Annotated in this window: 17 protein-coding genes and 1 pseudogene; 8 read left to right on the top strand and 10 right to left on the bottom strand. The window is 68.6% G+C overall.

The window, feature by feature from the left end; all coding sequences use genetic code 11:
- The coding region (locus tag BLQ50_RS06025) for a DUF222 domain-containing protein (protein ID WP_217629115.1) at nucleotides 1-1,045 on the bottom strand (1,045 nt) is incomplete at its 3' end.
- Nucleotides 1,046-1,418: 373 nt separating this feature from the next.
- Here BLQ50_RS06025 and gad point away from each other — a divergent pair.
- From gad to BLQ50_RS06000, 5 genes are all read left to right on the top strand, one after another.
- Nucleotides 1,419-2,819, top strand: coding sequence for a glutamate decarboxylase (gad, locus tag BLQ50_RS06020; RefSeq protein WP_093182072.1), 1,401 nt, complete (start codon nucleotides 1,419-1,421; stop codon nucleotides 2,817-2,819).
- Nucleotides 2,820-2,924: 105 nt separating this feature from the next.
- Nucleotides 2,925-3,413 (top strand): DUF1269 domain-containing protein, encoded by a 489-nt coding sequence (locus BLQ50_RS06015; protein WP_093182070.1) that lies wholly within the window; start codon nucleotides 2,925-2,927, stop codon nucleotides 3,411-3,413.
- The gene (locus BLQ50_RS06010; protein WP_093182069.1) at nucleotides 3,410-4,795 is read left to right on the top strand and encodes a DUF2252 domain-containing protein; all 1,386 of its coding nucleotides are present in this window, start codon (nucleotides 3,410-3,412) and stop codon (nucleotides 4,793-4,795) included. The genes BLQ50_RS06015 and BLQ50_RS06010 overlap by 4 nt, the downstream gene beginning before the upstream one ends.
- Nucleotides 4,796-4,834: 39 nt before the next feature.
- The gene (locus BLQ50_RS06005) at nucleotides 4,835-6,244 is read left to right on the top strand and encodes a hypothetical protein (RefSeq protein WP_139185757.1); all 1,410 of its coding nucleotides are present in this window, start codon (nucleotides 4,835-4,837) and stop codon (nucleotides 6,242-6,244) included.
- Nucleotides 6,241-6,912 carry a hypothetical protein gene (locus BLQ50_RS06000; protein ID WP_093182066.1) on the top strand — a complete coding sequence of 224 codons (672 nt, stop codon included), beginning with the start codon at nucleotides 6,241-6,243 and terminating at the stop codon, nucleotides 6,910-6,912. The genes BLQ50_RS06005 and BLQ50_RS06000 overlap by 4 nt, the downstream gene beginning before the upstream one ends.
- 21 nt (nucleotides 6,913-6,933) lie before the next feature.
- Here the strand turns inward: BLQ50_RS06000 and BLQ50_RS05995 are convergent, their stop codons facing one another.
- The 4 genes from BLQ50_RS05995 to BLQ50_RS05980 form a co-directional block, all read right to left on the bottom strand.
- Complete coding sequence (locus tag BLQ50_RS05995) at nucleotides 6,934-7,245, bottom strand: SHOCT domain-containing protein (RefSeq protein ID WP_093182064.1); 312 nt, start codon at nucleotides 7,243-7,245, stop codon at nucleotides 6,934-6,936.
- A 33-nt stretch (nucleotides 7,246-7,278) separates the two neighbouring features.
- Nucleotides 7,279-7,761: a DUF6325 family protein gene (locus BLQ50_RS05990; RefSeq protein WP_217629114.1), complete on the bottom strand. Its 483-nt coding sequence runs from the start codon at nucleotides 7,759-7,761 to the stop codon at nucleotides 7,279-7,281.
- A 112-nt stretch (nucleotides 7,762-7,873) separates the two neighbouring features.
- Nucleotides 7,874-8,437 (bottom strand): potassium channel family protein, encoded by a 564-nt coding sequence (locus BLQ50_RS05985; protein ID WP_217629113.1) that lies wholly within the window; start codon nucleotides 8,435-8,437, stop codon nucleotides 7,874-7,876.
- Nucleotides 8,438-8,522: 85 nt separating this feature from the next.
- Nucleotides 8,523-10,133 (bottom strand): MFS transporter, encoded by a 1,611-nt coding sequence (locus BLQ50_RS05980; RefSeq protein WP_093182063.1) that lies wholly within the window; start codon nucleotides 10,131-10,133, stop codon nucleotides 8,523-8,525.
- Nucleotides 10,134-10,304: 171 nt separating this feature from the next.
- Between BLQ50_RS05980 and BLQ50_RS05975 the strand changes: the two genes are divergently transcribed.
- A complete protein-coding gene (locus BLQ50_RS05975; protein WP_093182061.1) occupies nucleotides 10,305-11,072 on the top strand; it encodes an alpha/beta fold hydrolase in 768 nt (255 codons plus the stop codon).
- A gap of 48 nt (nucleotides 11,073-11,120) precedes the next feature.
- On the opposite strand, the gene BLQ50_RS05970 is transcribed toward BLQ50_RS05975, so the two are convergent.
- Both BLQ50_RS05970 and BLQ50_RS18290 read right to left on the bottom strand, forming a co-directional pair.
- On the bottom strand, nucleotides 11,121-11,456 hold the full coding sequence (locus BLQ50_RS05970) for a YnfA family protein (RefSeq protein ID WP_093182059.1): 336 nt from the start codon (nucleotides 11,454-11,456) through the stop codon (nucleotides 11,121-11,123).
- A 36-nt stretch (nucleotides 11,457-11,492) separates the two neighbouring features.
- Nucleotides 11,493-11,858 (bottom strand): hypothetical protein, encoded by a 366-nt coding sequence (locus tag BLQ50_RS18290; protein ID WP_139185756.1) that lies wholly within the window; start codon nucleotides 11,856-11,858, stop codon nucleotides 11,493-11,495.
- A gap of 375 nt (nucleotides 11,859-12,233) precedes the next feature.
- Here BLQ50_RS18290 and BLQ50_RS05955 point away from each other — a divergent pair, with 375 nt between their 5' ends.
- A complete protein-coding gene (locus BLQ50_RS05955; protein WP_093182055.1) occupies nucleotides 12,234-13,493 on the top strand; it encodes an amidohydrolase in 1,260 nt (419 codons plus the stop codon).
- Between the two features lie 18 nt (nucleotides 13,494-13,511).
- On the opposite strand, the gene BLQ50_RS05950 is transcribed toward BLQ50_RS05955, so the two are convergent.
- Nucleotides 13,512-13,916 carry a VOC family protein gene (locus BLQ50_RS05950; RefSeq protein WP_093182053.1) on the bottom strand — a complete coding sequence of 135 codons (405 nt, stop codon included), beginning with the start codon at nucleotides 13,914-13,916 and terminating at the stop codon, nucleotides 13,512-13,514.
- A gap of 41 nt (nucleotides 13,917-13,957) precedes the next feature.
- Nucleotides 13,958-14,416 carry a MarR family winged helix-turn-helix transcriptional regulator gene (locus BLQ50_RS05945; RefSeq protein ID WP_093182052.1) on the bottom strand — a complete coding sequence of 153 codons (459 nt, stop codon included), beginning with the start codon at nucleotides 14,414-14,416 and terminating at the stop codon, nucleotides 13,958-13,960.
- A gap of 62 nt (nucleotides 14,417-14,478) precedes the next feature.
- Between BLQ50_RS05945 and BLQ50_RS05940 the strand changes: the two genes are divergently transcribed.
- Nucleotides 14,479-14,847, top strand: coding sequence for a VOC family protein (locus tag BLQ50_RS05940; protein WP_093182051.1), 369 nt, complete (start codon nucleotides 14,479-14,481; stop codon nucleotides 14,845-14,847).
- Nucleotides 14,848-15,046: 199 nt separating this feature from the next.
- On the opposite strand, the pseudogene BLQ50_RS05935 reads toward BLQ50_RS05940, so the two are convergent.
- Nucleotides 15,047-15,238 (bottom strand): annotated as a pseudogene (locus BLQ50_RS05935) (response regulator transcription factor); the annotation flags it as partial.
- Nucleotides 15,239-15,251 lie beyond the last annotated feature (13 nt).

The raw sequence follows: 15,251 nt of genomic DNA, 5'->3' as shown, positions 1-15,251 counted from the left end.
TCCACGTCGGGGTGACCACAGGACCCGGGCCCCAGTGGCCACTGGCCTGGGACGCGGCGATCGCTTCGGCGAGGGACTGCTCCTGCGCGGGGCCGGTGGTCTCGGCGGGGGCCGCGGTCGCAGTCCCAGTCCCAGGGTGCCCCGAGCACGTCGATGCCGTAGTGCCCGAGCACGTCGACGTGCCGTTCACGACACTGCTCGTGTCGTCGGCCTCACCGTTGCTTGCGTGGTCGCCGGTCGAGTGGTCGTAGAGCCGCTTGAACTCCTCCCACGTGATCATGACCGACAGGTGGGGGCGGACGTTGGCGCCCTTGCCGGCGACCCCACCGTCCAGGACCAGGTGGGCCAGGTCCACGAGGGAATCGACCTTGCGCAGGTCCGCCGGACGCAGGTCGTCGGCGGCCGGGACGCCAGCAACTGCGCGGAGCGCGGCGTTGAAGGCCTGGCCGTGCTCGGTCGTGACGAACCCGCTGATCTGCATCCCACCCAACGTGGGGGAGATCTGCAGGAACTCCCGCTCGACCGCGTCCTTGAACGCCTTCTCCTGCGCCTGCGGATCACTGACCACGGTGAAACTCTTGATGAGCTTGGCGAACTCATCCACCTTGAACGCCCCGGCGTGCCGCAGGAGCATCTGCTCACCCGTGCACACCGGCCCCGCCGGGGTATCACTGGTCACCGGCGTAGCCAGCACCTCACACAACGTCTCCGTGACCGTCGCCTTCACCATGAGCGACACGTGCTCACTCGTGATCTCCCCGGCCACAGCGGCCGCCGCGGTCGCGGGCAGGTGGTCACGCAACGCCCGCGCCGCCGCGACGGTGCGCTTCGCCAACGCCGTCGACAACCCTTCCGAACAGGCCAGCCACGAACTGAAGGAATGCATCGTCTCCACCCGCCACGACCCTTCGGCCTCGATCTGACCGATCAACACCAACCGTTGCGCCGCCAACCGGTCGGTCGCCCGGCGCACCCGCTGGGAAACCTCCGCCGCCAACGACCCCGCCAACCCCGACAGGTCCGTCGAGGCGATCTTCTCGGTCACCGCGTCCACCAGGTCCAACTGCGCCAACAACCCCTCCGGCACCGCAGGAGAAGGCGCCGCGGGAGAGTCTGCAGGGGTCTGGTCAGATGCCGACTGAAGCAGAGTGTTGACCGCCACCTCGAACCACTCAGCCATCATCGAGGCGGACTGAGGGAACTCGTGAAACCGACTTGCAAGCTTCATGGCACCCTCCCACCCTCGTTGGAACTGTCCGTGTTTCTCCTGATAAGTCTATCGAACATTTGTCTATGGCACAAGGTTTTTGGCAGTTTCGTCTTGTGTGGCGGTCCTTGACATCACAGCGCATCCGGGGACCGCAGGTTCATCCCCGTCGGATGACGCCGCTGCCTCACCGCGACATGACGATCGCTATATGGCCCTCCACGAACGTGACGCGATCCGCGACGAGATGACCGACCCGCTGTTCGGCAGCGGTGCCCTGCGCGGCCTCGTCCCCAAGTACACCTTTCCGCTGGGCGCGACCCGGTCCGACGACGCGTTCCAGCTCGTCGCCGACGAGATGCTGCTGGACGGCAACAGCCGCCAGAATCTTGCGACCTTCTGCCAGACGTGGGAGGAACCGCAGGTCCACGAGCTCATGGACCGGGCGATTGACAAGAACATGATCGACCAGGACGAGTACCCGCAGACGGCCGAGATCGAACGGCGATGCGTGCACATGATCGCGGACCTGTGGAACGCACCGGGGGCGGCCAACACGGTCGGGACCTCCGCCGTCGGCTCCTCCGAGGCGTGCATGCTGGCGGGGATGGCGGCCACGAGGCGGTGGCGGGCGAAGCGGCAGGCGGCAGGCCTGCCGAGCGACCGACCCAACATGGTCTGCGGCCCAGTCCAGGTGGTCTGGCACAAGTTCGCCCGCTACTGGGACGTCGAGATCCGCGAGGTCCCGATGGCGCCGGGCTCCTACGCCATGACACCGGAGCAGATGCTCGAGCAGGTGGACGAGAACACCGTGTTCGTCGTCGCGACGCTCGGTGTCACCTACACCGGCGCTTACGAGCAGATCGCCGATATGGCTGCGGCCCTCGACCGCCTCCAGGCCGAGTCGGGGCTCGACGTCGACATCCACGTCGACGCGGCCAGCGGAGGATTTCTGGCCCCGTTCTGCGCCCCCGACCTGGTGTGGGACTTCCGTTTGGAACGGGTGAAGTCGATCAGCGCCTCCGGGCACAAGTTTGGGCTGGCCCCGCTCGGGGTGGGGTGGGTCGTGTGGCGGGACTCAGGCGAGCTCCCGGCTGAGCTCGTCTTCCACGTCACCTACCTGGGCGGGGACATGCCGGTCTTCCAGATCAACTTCTCCCGGTCGGCCGGCCCCGTGGTCGCGCAGTACTACGACTTCGTGCGGCTCGGCCGGGATGGCTACCGCGCGATCCATGGTTCCTGCTACGAGACCGGTCAGCTGCTCGCGGCGACCATCCCGACCCTGGGGCCCTTCGAGATCGTGTTCGGCAGCACCCCCCAGGATGGCATCCCGGCCGTCACCTGGAAGATCATCGACGGTCAGGACCCTGGGTACACGCTCTACGATCTCGCCGACCGCCTGCGCATGCGCGGGTGGCAGGTCCCGGCCTACCCGCTGACCGGCGCGGCCTCGAACATCGCCGTGCAGCGTGTCCTCGTGCGCCAGGGCGTGAGCCGGGACATGGTCGCGACCCTCATCGACGACCTCCGTGACGCCGTCGACCACATGCACCGGCATCCGGTCACCGTGCCGATGACGCCGGAGGAGTCGAGCGGCTTCAGCCACCTGTGACCGGCCGCGGCGAAGGTCGTCTCACCCATCTGGGATGAGGCCCCGTCGGGCGCCGGGGTGGACGGTAGAGGTACCGAACCATAACCCTCACCACGGAGGTCCACCATGTCCGAGCTCATCGTGATCGGCTACGACGACCATGCGGTCGCGACCCAGGCCTACAACCAGGTCATGCAGCTGCAGAAGGACTTCGTCGTCCAGCTGTCCGGCCTCGCCGTCGTGCAGGTCGACGCCGAGGGCAAGAGCCACGTCGAGACGCCGGGAAAGATCGTCGGGGTCTCCGCCGCATCGGGGGCGCTCTGGGGGATGATCATCGGCCTGCTCTTCCTCGTCCCCTTCGTCGGGCTGGCCCTCGGCGGCGCGCTCGGCGCGCTCATGGGGAAGATGGGCAAGTCAGGGATCGACGACGAGTTCCGCTCCCAGGTCCAGGAGATGCTCAAGCCCGGCAGCGCGGCCGTCGTCGTCATGGCCTCGAAGATCACCGAGGACAAGTTCGCCGACGCGATGAAGCAGTACGGCGGCACGCTGCTCAAGACCTCGCTGTCGGAGGAAGACGAGAAGGAGCTCGCCCACGAGCTGACCGAGGACGCGTGAGTCCGACCCGCGGCGAACGGGCGGACCTGGGACGGTCCGTCCGCGACCGGGTGCCGCTCGAGCAACATTCCCAGTATTCAGCGCACGGTCGGGCGGACCCGGTTGCGCTGCTGGAGAGCCAGGCTCTGTCCCGCGTGCCGGAGCTTGTCCCGATCCGGTCCGGGCGGATGGTCAGCTCACCCTTCGCGCACTACCGCGGGGGCGCGCTCATCATGGCCGCCGACCTCGCCCGAAGCCCGGACTCGGGGCTGACGGTTCAGCTGTGCGGCGACGCGCACCTGAGCAACTTCGGGATCTACGCATCCCCGGAACGGCGCCTGGTCTTCGACATCAACGACTTCGACGAGACCTACCCGGGCCCCTTCGAGTGGGACGTCAAACGCCTCGCGACGAGCCTGCACGTGGCCGGGCGGGCCAACGGCTTCCCCACCAAGACCTGCCGCAAGATGGTCCGCAGGTCCGTGCGGGGGTACCGCGAGACGATGCGCACCTTCGCCCACCAGGGCAACCTCAGTGTCTGGTACTCCCACGTCGACATGGAGGACCTGATGTCCCGGATCGGCCGCAAGCTCGACTCCGGGCGCAAGAAACAGATCCAGGCCGTCGTCGACAAGGCCCGCACCCGAGACAGCGTCCAGGCGCTGTCCAAGCTCACCACCCTGGTCGACGGCCGACCACGGATCATCAGCCAGCCGCCGTTGATCGTTCCCGTCGAGGAGCTGTGGGGAGAGGAGGGCGCCGCCCAGACCTACGAACGCCTTGCCGACCTGGTGCAGTCCTACAGCCGCAGCCTCCCCAGGCACCGCCGCCACCTCCTGGCACAGTACGAGCTCACGCAGGTTGCCCGAAAGGTCGTGGGAGTGGGGAGCGTGGGGACCCGCGCGTGGATCCTGCTCTTCGAGGGCATCGACGGGAGCGACCCGCTGTTCTTGCAGGCCAAGGAGGCGCAGACCTCCGTGCTCGCCGGCTACGTGCCGCCCAACGACATCACGCACGAGGGGGAGCGGGTCGTCGCCGGGCAGCAGCTCATGCAGGCGAGCAACGACATCTTCCTCGGCTGGGACCGGGCCCTTGGCCCGGACGGAGTCGAACGCGACTTCTACGTGCGTCAGCTCCGTGACGGCAAGGCATCGCTCCCGGTCGAAGACATGGTGGCCGACGGGATGTCCTTCTACGGCCGGGTCTGCGGGGAGTCGTTGGCCCGGGCACACGCCCGCTCGGGCGACCGGGTGGCGATCGCCGCCTACCTCGGTTCGAGCGACCGCTTCGATCATGCGATCGCGGACTTTGCCGAGACCTATGCCGAGCAGAACGAGCGCGACCACGCGGCGCTCTATGCCGCGATCACGTCGGGACGGGTGATCGCGCAGACCGGTGTGTAGGGAGCCAGGATCCATGGGGTCCACGGGAAGGAGGCAATGATGCCAGACGACGAGGCGCGTACCGAGGGAGACGCCGACGCAGCCCGGCTGACCGCGCGCTTGGCCCAGCTCGAGCGGGAGAACGCTGCCCTGCGCGAACAGGTGGCGCTGGCCGGGCCCACACCTGCGTCGTCGGGCAGCGAGGCTCCTGGTGCGCAGGCCCAGGGCCGGCGCCGCCACCGCGGACGATCCGCGGCTGCGCTCGTCCTCATCCTGCTCGGGGTGCTGCTCGCCCCGGTGGCCGTCGTCGCGAGCTGGGCGCAGCGGGAGCTCACCGACACCGACCGGTACGTCGCGACGGTCGGCCCGCTCGCGAGCGACCCGGTCATCCAGTCCGCGATCGAGAACCGCCTGACCGAGGTGGTCATGGAGCAGCTGGACGTGCCCACGCTCGTCCACGACGCGGTGTCTGCGCTGAACCGCCCCGACCTGCCACCCCGAGCAGCGGCGGCCCTGGGTGCGGTCGAGCAGCCGCTCACCGACGGCATCCAGTCGCTCATCCGCAAGGCGGCCACGACCGTGGTCGAGAGCGACGCCTTCGAGACCGCCTGGATCGAGGCGAACCGGGTGGCGCACGCCCAGCTCATCGCGGTCATGAAGGGAGAGCCCGGCAGCGTCCTGCAGATCGGGGACCAGGGGCAGCTGACGATCGAGCTCTCCGGAGTGATCGACACCCTCAAGGCGCAGCTCGTCAAGGACGGCTTCTCGGTCGCCGCCAACATCCCCACCGTCAACGCCTCCTTCACGCTCGTGCAGACCACCCAGCTCGTCAAGCTGCAGAACGCATACTCCCTGCTCGACGTCGTGGGCACCTGGCTGCCGTGGCTCAGCCTCGGCCTGATCGCCGTCGGCGTGCTCACCGCCGTGCATCGCTCCCGGGCCCTGGTCGTCGCGGGGCTCGCGCTCGCGGCCTCGATGCTCGTCCTGGGCATCGGCCTCTACATCGGGCGCAGCCTGTATCTGGACGGGTTGGCCGGTAAGGTCGAGCGGCTCGACGCGGCAGAGATCGTCTTCGACCAGCTGGTGGCCTTCATCCGGGTGGCGCTGCGCACGGTGGCAGTGCTCGGTCTCGTGGTTGCCGCTGCGGCCTACCTCGGAGGCGGGAGCGACTCCGCGCGCGGCGTGCGCGCCGGGATCGGCCGGGCCTTCGCGGCCGCCCGGACCGCGGGGCAGCGCAGGGGCGTCACGACCGGCCCGGTCGGCCTCTGGCTCTACGCGCACCGGACCCTCCTGCGGGTCCTGATCATCGCGCTCGCGGGGCTGGTGATCCTGCTGGCTCCGGCGCCGACCCCGGCGATCGTGGTGACCGTCGCGGTGGTCGCCGTCGCGGCGATCGCGCTCCTGGAGCTCTTGGCCAGACCGCCGGTGCCATCGGGCGAATCGGCGGCGGAGACCGTGAATCAGGCATGACCGACGACGATCCCGTCGTCGAGGACACCGCGCCGCCAGCCGAGCACCGCTGGCCGATGGCGGTGGCCACCCTCGCCGCGGGCGGGCTGCACCAGCTCCTCCCGAAGGAGTTCCTGGTGTCGCCGCGGTGGGTGTTCCCGGCCTTCCTGCTGGTCTTCCTCGGGGTGCTGGTCGCCGGTGACCCGGGCCTGATCGACCGGCAACGCCCCTGGTTGAAGGTGACGACGGGGCTGATGATCATGTCGATCGCCGTCGCCAACGCGGTGACGGCGATCCGCCTGGTCAAGGGCATCCTGTGGGGAGCGTCCTTCGACTCGGCGGGGCTGCTGCTCGCGGTCGGGGCGATCGTGTGGACGACGAACGTCATCATCTTCGCACTGTGGTTCTGGGACTTCGACGGCGGGGGAGCCTCGGCGCGGGCCGCGTCGCGGCACCGGGTCGGGGTCGCCTTCCTCTTCCCGGAGATGGCCAACTCCGACCTCGTGCCGCCGCGGTGGGCCCCGCAGTTCGTGGACTACCTCGCGCTGTCCTTCAACACCGCGACCGCCTTCGGTCCCACGGACGTGTCCGCGCTCAGGCGTTCGGCCAAGCTCATGGTGATCGCGGAGTCGGCGATATCGCTCGCCCTGGCCACGCTCGTCGTGGCCAGGGCGGTGAACATCATGTGAGGTGGGTCGTCTCAGGACGCCTCAACCGGCGAGGATGCGCTGCTTCTGCGCCTCGAACTCCGCCTCGGAGAGAACACCCTGCTCCTTGAGCTCACCGAGCGACTTCAGCTGGGCGAGGACGTCGTCCATCCCGCCGGCTGCCGGGGCGGCAGGCTCCGGGGCGACCGGGGCGGGTGGTGGAGGCGGGGGCGGGGCGCTCTCCGGTGCCGGTTCCGGCTCCGGGGCCTGCGAAGCCCACCGGCCGGCCTGGCGGCGTGAGACACGATTGGACACGGCCGTCGCGGTTCCCGCGACCACCGCCACTCTGGCAACTCCTCGAAGCAGACCGGGCATGGTCGTCGTCCTTCCTACGGTGTTCGGGTGGGATCAGTCGCGCTGCTCGGCGGCGTCGAGCGAGGCCAGCAAGGCCTGGACGGGCACCCGGCCGCTCGCCACGAGCTGCGCTCCGCCGCGCCGGAGAGCGGAGGCAAAGGGCCCGGCCCAGCTGTTCTCGTAGACGAGGATCCCGGCCGAGCTCCCGGCCTCGAGAACGGCTCCCGCCTCGTCGATGTCGTCCTGGCCCAGCAGCCCTGAGGACACGCCGTCGAAGACCGCGAGGTCGAGCTCGCCGTCGGCGTCCAGGTCGGCGAGCACAAGACCGGTCAGGGACCCGTCGAGCTCCTTCTTGACGAACACGAGGTCAAGGAGGCGGATCACCCCTCGGTCCACGAGGTCGACGAGGAGGGGCAGGCCGTGGCCCGTGAACCGGCTGCCGGGGAACTCGACGACGATGTAGTCGACCGGTCCCATGTCCTCGAACGCGCTCAGCGCGTCGGCGTTCTCGTCCCTGCCCGCACGCTCTTCCGTCATGGTGACCACCCATCCCCGTGTCGCCGTACCCGCCGTCGTGGCATCTGTCACGAACAACGCTGCCGCGTCCGGAGTCACCGCGCGTCATCCTCCACGGACGAGACGGTTGCCGTCACGGCGCCCCAGGCCCCCTGGCGTCGCCGTCCGTACCGGACCCGCCGCCCTTTCCGCTGCCGCCCAGCCCGGTCAGCAGGCGCAGCGCGGCCCCGACGAAGAAGACGTTGACGAGCATCTGGATGGTCACGACCGCGCGGGCCGCGGTGCTGACGGCGTGGATGTCGCCGAAGCCGACCGTGGAGACGACGGTCACGGTGAAGTACAGCGCGTCCGTCCGGTTGCTGATCCCCTCGATCTGGTTGCCGGCCGAGCCTGCCATGCGGTCGTAGGTGATGGCGAAGGCCAGGATGAGCAGGTAGAGCACGGTGAGCAGGGCTTCCGAGCGACCCCAGACCGAGGGGCGTCGTCGGATCACCCGGACCTGGATCCGCAGGACGAGCGCGAAGCCGACCAGAGCAAGCAACGATCCGCCTGTGCGCAGGCCAGCCGCGCGATCGTCGAAAGGGCCGTTGTCGGGCAGTACGTAGTAGCAGGTGGTGAGCAGGACGATCATCAACAAGGTTCGCACCCAGAACGCGGTCAGCTCCTGAGCGATCGACCTCGCGCCGGGCGTGTCCATTCCTCATCCTTGCCCCGGTCGTCGCGGGTTGTCCTCATCCACGGCGAGTGAGCCGGCACCACGCAGAGCGCGCCCGTGGCGCGCTCTACGAAGAGGTGGGCGTGCGGCGCCGGCGTGGGCTGACCGCCGGCACGCCGCGGGAGAAGAGCAGCGAGACCAGGGCGATCACGGTCAGCGCGAACAGGGCGGTGCGCAGCGAGGAGACCTGGGACTCGGTGTAGATGTCGGTCAAGGTCTGGCCCTGGGCGGCGGTCAGGCCGGCCTGTTCGGCGATGGTGTCCACGCTGTTGGCCTCGACGATGGCCACGCCGCCCTGGGTGAGCCCGGCGACGGTCGACTGCGCGTCGGCCGGGAGGTCGCTCGCGGCGACCGCGGCGCCGAAGGACGTGGTCAGGGCCGCGATGAGCACGGAGCCGATGAGCGCCGTGCCGAGGGAGGAGCCGAGGTTCTGGAACACCCCTTGAAGCCCGCCGACCTCGCTCGTCTGCGTCTTCGACACGGCCGACATGTTGACGTTTCCCAGCTGCGAGGCGAGCAGGCCGAGCGCGGCACCGGCGCAGAACATCCCCGCGCCGAAGAGGCCGCTCCGCAGCTCCAGGTCGACCGAGCCCAGCAGGATGAGCGAGCTGACAACGAGGATGCCTTGCCCCCACAGCACGATGCGGCGCGGCGACCAGATGGACGACAGTCGCGTGCCGACGACCGAGAAGAGGATCAGCGAGACCGAGAGCGGGAAGATCTTCAGGCCGGTCTCCAGGGCGTCGAGGCCGAGCGTCATCTGCAGGTAGACCGGCACCATGAAGAACAGCCCCGCGGTGATCGCGTACTGCGCGCCGAGCACGGTCAGCCCGCTGCGCAGCGCGGCGATCGAGAACATCTCGATCTGCACGAGCGGCGGGCGCCCGGTGCGCACGAGAACGGCTTGGCGACGGACGAAGCCGTAGAGCAGGAATCCGCCGACGATCATCAGCCACGCGCTGAGTGACACCCCCAGCGGGGTGATCTCCACGCCGCCGATCTCGGGGGAGGCCGCCGGGCGGATCCACCCCCACGTCTTGCTCTGCAGCATCCCGAACACGGCCAGGACCAGCCCCGACGCCGAGAGCAGCACGCTCAGGGCATCGATGCGCACCTGCTGACGGGCTGTGGAGTCGGTGACCACCCGGGAGAAGGAGACGACCACGATCATGATGACGACCTCGCCGGCGAAGACGTACCGCCAGCTGGCGTAGGTGGTGAGGAAGCCGCCGATCAGCGGTCCGGCGGCCACGGCCGCCCCGGAGATCGCGCCGATCGCGGCGTAGGCCTTGACCCGGTCGGGACCGGTGTAGTTGTCGGCGATGAGCGCGGCGACGGCAGGGATGACGAGCACCGCGCCGAGCCCCTCGACGATCGACCAGCCGAGGAACAGGAAGACGATGTTGGGGCTCAGCGCCGTGATGAGCGACCCGGCCGCATAGATCCACGAGCCGATGACAAAGGCCCGACGGCGCCCCCACACGTCACCGAGCTTCGCGCCGAGGAGCATCATCGAAGCCATCGTCAGCGTGTAGAACGTGATGGCCGCCTGCATGGCGGTCACGGTCGTGTCGAGGTCGGCCACGACCGTGGAGATCGACACGTTCATCACCGTGCCGTCGAGCACGAGGACGAACTGCGCGCAGCCCAGAATGATCAGGACGGACCACTTCTTCATGTCCGGTGTGCCTTCCGGTCGGGTGCGCGTCTTCTTCCTCGAGTATCGCTGGCGTGGTCTGGCGCCGCCATGGGGCCGAGGTGCGTCACCTCGCGGCGGCGTCGGTACCTGCTGCTAACCTCCAGGCCAGATCGACCGGTCGGCCAGACCTGTCGCGGGGAAGGAGACGCAATGAAGCACGTAGAGGTCGGACCCGAGGGCGCACACCTGGGGTACGTGGAGCTTGAAGGACGCGGGGACGTCCCGCCGCTCGTGTACCTGCACGGCCTCGGATCCTGCTCCCCGATCTACTTCGCACGGTCGGCCGCGGAGCCGGTCCTGGCGGGACGCCGGGTCCTCATGATCGACTTCCTGGGTTTCGGCATGAGCGACCGTCCGCTGTCCTTCGGCTACACCCTCGTCGACCACGCAGACGCCATCGCCCGAGGCCTCGACCGTCTTGGTGTCGCAGGAGCGGACGTGATCGGCCACAGCATGGGCGGCGGCGTCGCGACCCTGCTCGCGGATCGCCGTCCCGACCTGGTGGGCCGTCTCGTCCTGGCCGAGCCCAGCCTGCATCCTTCGCCTCGCCCGTTCGTCGAGCCGTATACAGAGGATGCCTTCGTCGAGCACGGTTTCGCGCTCGAGCTTTCCGAGGTCGGCACCACCTGGGCGGCGACCATGCGCCTGGCCGACCCCGTGGCCATGTACCGCTCCGAGCACGCGCTCGGTGCAGACATGCCGGTGCTCGACGGCGTGCTGCGCGCTCTGGCGATGCCGCGCGCGGTCGTGGAGGGCGACCGGTCAGGCTGGCTCCGAGACGACCCCGACCTGCGTGCCGCAGGGATCCCCGTCTACGTCGTCACGGATGCCGGGCACACGATGATGCTCGACAACCCGACGGGCTTTGCTCACGCGGTCGCCCAGGCGCTGGCCGGGATGGAGGCCTGCGTCGCGTAGCCGCGCCCCTCGTGGTGCCGGGGAACTGCGCACGCGCAGGAGTGCGGTTCAGGCTGGTCGGGGTGCGTACATGATGACGGCCACCCCGGCCAGGCAGAGCAGGGCTCCTGCCACGTCCCAGCGGTCAGGACGGAACCCGTCAACGGCAAAGCCCCACAGGAGCGACCCGGCGACGAACACCCCACCGTAGGCGGCCAGGATCCGGCCGAAGTTGGCGTCCGGTTGCAGCGTCGCGACGAAGCCGTAGAGACCGAGCGCGACGACACCGGCCCCGATCCAGGCCCACCCCCGGTGCTCGCGCAGACCTTGCCAGATCATCCAGGCACCGCCGATCTCGAGGAGTGCGGCGGCGGCGAAGAGCGCGATGGAACGCAGAATCGTCATAGGGACAGGCTAGGCGGGAAGGCGGACGGTCCGGAGCTAGCCGAACCGTGCGTTCAGCACGAGGTCTGTGCCTGCCTCGACCGACAGATCGGTCATGCGGATGCCCGACCCGAGGTCGGCGCCGAGGTTGAAGCCTTGGTCTTCGCTCTCGGAGATCCGTCGGCGGAACCCGTACAGGACCGCGGCGATGACGGGGTGACCGCTCGTGATCGTGACGTCGCTCAACCGCCCACGCATGTCACGGCCTATGCTCACAGTCGCGCCGATCCGAGCGCTGGCCGAGAGGACTCCCCATCGCAGTCGAGCGAAGGCACCGACGGAGAGGTCTTTGGGTCCCGTCGACGTGAGGACGAGCTCGAGGGAGGACAGGCTGATCCTCCGCCCGCGAGGAGGTACCACCATCGAGCTCGACCGCGAGAGAGCCGTCAGCCAGCTCAAGCCAGGCGAACGGCCCGTCCTGGATGGTGGCCGTCATGTCGACCGTGATCCCCTCGAGCCCGCGGACGGGCTTCCCGGCGCGCGCCAAGGCCGTGGCAAGCAGGTACCAGACCCGCTCCGCGAGGTCCGCACCCGACGTCGGGCGCGGTGCGCGCCCGAGCGTCACACGGTCCTTGTTCATGCCAGCAGCGTATTGCCCCCACACGCCCGCGGAAGCCCCTCGAGGCAAGCCCGCTGTCGCGGAGAGGGCGCGGAGTACGATCGATATGGCCATGTGGGGAGCGTGCTCGCACGCATCGGGGTGACCACCCCACGGGCTGACCCGAGGGAGGTAGGCACATGCAGGACGTCGACGCAGTGCTCGCGAACCTGGACCAGGAGCTGCACTGGCAGCGAGATCTCTACAAGGAGCTGCACCGAAATCCCGAGCTGAGCCTGCAGGAACATTCGACAGCGCAGACCGTTGCGGACCGACTCGCCTCCTGGGGTTACGCCGTCCAGCGCATCGGGGGCACCGGCGTCGTCGGCGTCCTGGAGAACGGACCTGGCGTGTGCGTGCTCGCCCGCGCCGACATCGATGCCCTTCCGGTCACCGAAGCGACCGGCCTGGACTACGCGTCCACCACGACCGTCACGGACACCGACGGCACGACCGTCGGTGTCATGCACGCCTGCGGCCACGACATGCACATCGCCGCTCTCCTGGGTGCAGCAAAGATGCTCGCTGATCACCGCGATGCCTGGTCCGGGACCTATATGGCGCTCTTTCAGCCGGCCGAAGAGACGGCAGCCGGAGCCCGCGCCATGCTCGACGACGGGCTGGTCACCAAGGTGCCTCGCCCGGACGTGGCGTTCGCACAGCACGTGATGGCGACCGAGGCCGGGACCATCGGCACGACCGCTGGTCCCATCCTCTCCGCAGGAGACTCTGTGAGGATCACCGTGCACGGCCGGGGCGCGCACGGCTCGATGCCGCACAATTCCATCGACCCCGTGGTTCTGGCCGCCGCCATCGTGCTGCGCCTGCAGACCATCGTCTCGCGCGAGACCATGCCGGGGGAGTTCGCCGTGGTGACCGTGGGAGCGTCTAACGCTGGGTCCAAGTCCAACATCATCCCGGACCGTGCGGTCCTGCTGCTGAACGTGCGCACCTATGACATGGCGCTGCGGGGCCGGGTCATCGCCTCGATCGAACGCATCGTGCGAGGCGAGTGCGCCGCGGCAGGGTCGCCTCGGGAGCCGGAGTTCGAGTACTACGACCAGTACCCGCTCACGACCAATGATCCCGACGTCAGTTCCCGGGTGACCGCAGCATTCAACGCCCATTTCGGGCCCGGGGTGGTCTACAACACCAGCCCGGCGACGGCGTCGGAGGACTTCAGCAGACTGCCGGACGCATTCGGGATCCCGTACACGTACTGGACCGTAGGGTCAGTGCCGTCCGACGTCTACCGCACCGCAGTGGAGAACGGCACGGTGGCGCAAGACATCCCGGCGAACCACTCGCCGTTCTTCGCGCCAGCCATCGACCCCAGTCTGGGTGTAGCCACGCAGGCGCACGTCGTTGCGGCATTGTCGTTCTTCTCGACAGTCGAGTGATTTTCGAGATAGAACCATCTAGTCGCCCGCGATGAGCTCGACCTCGTACCCGTCGGTGTTGACGAGGTAGGCAGCGTAGGTGTTCGCGCCACCGGCATGCGGGTGGCGGTCGGCGAACAGCAGCGTCCAGCCGTGCGCGGGTGCGGCGGCGGTGAGTTCGTCGACGCGGGCGCGGTCGCCGGCGTGGAACGCAATGTGGTTGAGGCCGGGACGCCTGCGGTCGTGCTCGTCTGAGGCCAGGTCGGGTGACTGCTCGACGACGATGTAGGTCGAGGCCAGCCGATAGCTGCGCCCACCGGGCCAGTCTTGGAACGGCTGATAGCCGAGCTCGGTCAGCAGCCATCCCCAGTGCGCGATGGCACGGTCCATGTCAGGGACCCACAGCTCGATGTGGTGGACGGATCCGACAGCGGGGGTGCTCATGGGCCTGCCTTTCCTCGGATTGATGTGCGCCGGTGCGCGGACTATGCGCCGTCGTTGCCGTCGCGTAGTGAATGGATCATGCTCTTCAGGATCCGGAACGCGCCTGACTGCTCGGTCTCGGTCATGCCGGCCAGCATCCTGACCTCGATGGACCGGACGGCGACGGTCGCCTTCTCCAGGTTCCGTCGGCCGCGAGGCGTGAGCTGCGTGGGAAGGACCTTCCCGACGGGGGCCTCCGCGGGTCTGGTCACGCACCCGTCTCGTTCCAGGGCCTGAAGCAGCACGTTCATCGACTGCCGTGTCACGAACGCGCCCCGCGCGAGCTCGGAGTTCGACAAGCCCGGTCGTTGAGCCAGCAGCTCGAGGCAGGAGTAGTGCGTCACGCTCATCCCGAGCGGCCGCAGCACCTCCTCCATGGCTGCGCGGAGGGCACTCGACGCCTCTTTCAGCAGGTAGCCCAGTGACGTCTCTAGGTCGATGCCGACCCCATCTTGACTCATGTCAGTATTCTGACATACATTGACTGTGTCAGAAAGCTGACATGAAAAGAAGGAGCATCACCATGCCCGCCACCGGCCCCGACTTCATCTCCCTCCAAGCGCGCGATCTCGACGCTTCGCAGGCGTTCTACGAGCAGTACCTCGGCCTCGTCCGCTCGCAGGCCGGACCTCCGCACGCGGTCGTCTTCGAGACGAAGCCGATCGCGTTCGCACTCCGTGACATCGTTCCCGGAACCGATCTTGCATCCGTTGCTCAGCCCGGCATCGGTGCCGCGATCTGGCTCCACGCCACAGACGTCCAGGCTATTCACGATGCTCTCGTCGCCGACGGCCACACCATCGTCTCCGCGCCGATCGACGGCCCCTTCGGTCGGAGATTCACCTTCGCCGACCCCGACGGCTACCAGGTCACTCTCCACGACCGTGCCTGATCAGCCACCTGCCACCGGAGGATCCCCGATCCCCGAAGGTCGCGGTTGCGCCCTAAGGTCGTGCGTGACGCTACCTTCAGCGTTGCTGACCTGACGACGTTCTGCCGGCTAGATGACCTCGGCGTGAAGTGGTCAGCCAACGGCTGCATCTCGACCACACCGTGGTGCTTTGTCGAGTGGTCGAGCCTGATGACTGGCGTCACGACACGACGGCGGCCGCGCCGAGGAGCCCACTCTCGTACGCCGCGATGACGAGTTGCACGCGGTCGCGGCAGCCGAGCTTGCGGAGGATCACCGACACGTGGGACTTCACCGTCGCCTCGCTGATGAACAGCTCGACGGCGATCTCGATGTTCGACAGTCCCCGGGCGACGGTGAGCAGCACCTCCCGCTCCCGCCGGGTA

This window comes from Sanguibacter gelidistatuariae (assembly GCF_900096585.1).
Classification (GTDB): domain Bacteria; phylum Actinomycetota; class Actinomycetes; order Actinomycetales; family Cellulomonadaceae; genus Sanguibacter; species Sanguibacter gelidistatuariae.
Note: the sequence above shows the minus strand (reverse complement) of the source record. Positions and strands in the feature narration are given on the sequence as shown.

Excerpts from the sequence above, each read along its gene's own strand:
- BLQ50_RS05985 (WP_217629113.1), bottom strand. The coding sequence starts at position 8,437 with ATGGACACGCCCGGCGCGAGGTCGATCGCTCAGGAGCTGACCGCGTTC.
- BLQ50_RS06005 (WP_139185757.1), top strand. The coding sequence starts at position 4,835 with ATGCCAGACGACGAGGCGCGTACCGAGGGAGACGCCGACGCAGCCCGG.
- BLQ50_RS05970 (WP_093182059.1), bottom strand. The coding sequence starts at position 11,456 with ATGACGATTCTGCGTTCCATCGCGCTCTTCGCCGCCGCCGCACTCCTC.
- BLQ50_RS18290 (WP_139185756.1), bottom strand. The coding sequence starts at position 11,858 with ATGGTGGTACCTCCTCGCGGGCGGAGGATCAGCCTGTCCTCCCTCGAG.
- BLQ50_RS05975 (WP_093182061.1), top strand. The coding sequence starts at position 10,305 with ATGAAGCACGTAGAGGTCGGACCCGAGGGCGCACACCTGGGGTACGTG.
- BLQ50_RS05990 (WP_217629114.1), bottom strand. The coding sequence starts at position 7,761 with ATGACGGAAGAGCGTGCGGGCAGGGACGAGAACGCCGACGCGCTGAGC.
- BLQ50_RS05955 (WP_093182055.1), top strand. The coding sequence starts at position 12,234 with ATGCAGGACGTCGACGCAGTGCTCGCGAACCTGGACCAGGAGCTGCAC.
- BLQ50_RS06000 (WP_093182066.1), top strand. The coding sequence starts at position 6,241 with ATGACCGACGACGATCCCGTCGTCGAGGACACCGCGCCGCCAGCCGAG.
- BLQ50_RS05980 (WP_093182063.1), bottom strand. The coding sequence starts at position 10,133 with ATGAAGAAGTGGTCCGTCCTGATCATTCTGGGCTGCGCGCAGTTCGTC.
- gad (WP_093182072.1), top strand. The coding sequence starts at position 1,419 with ATGGCCCTCCACGAACGTGACGCGATCCGCGACGAGATGACCGACCCG.
- BLQ50_RS05950 (WP_093182053.1), bottom strand. The coding sequence starts at position 13,916 with ATGAGCACCCCCGCTGTCGGATCCGTCCACCACATCGAGCTGTGGGTC.
- BLQ50_RS05995 (WP_093182064.1), bottom strand. The coding sequence starts at position 7,245 with ATGCCCGGTCTGCTTCGAGGAGTTGCCAGAGTGGCGGTGGTCGCGGGA.
- BLQ50_RS05940 (WP_093182051.1), top strand. The coding sequence starts at position 14,479 with ATGCCCGCCACCGGCCCCGACTTCATCTCCCTCCAAGCGCGCGATCTC.
- BLQ50_RS05945 (WP_093182052.1), bottom strand. The coding sequence starts at position 14,416 with ATGAGTCAAGATGGGGTCGGCATCGACCTAGAGACGTCACTGGGCTAC.
- BLQ50_RS06015 (WP_093182070.1), top strand. The coding sequence starts at position 2,925 with ATGTCCGAGCTCATCGTGATCGGCTACGACGACCATGCGGTCGCGACC.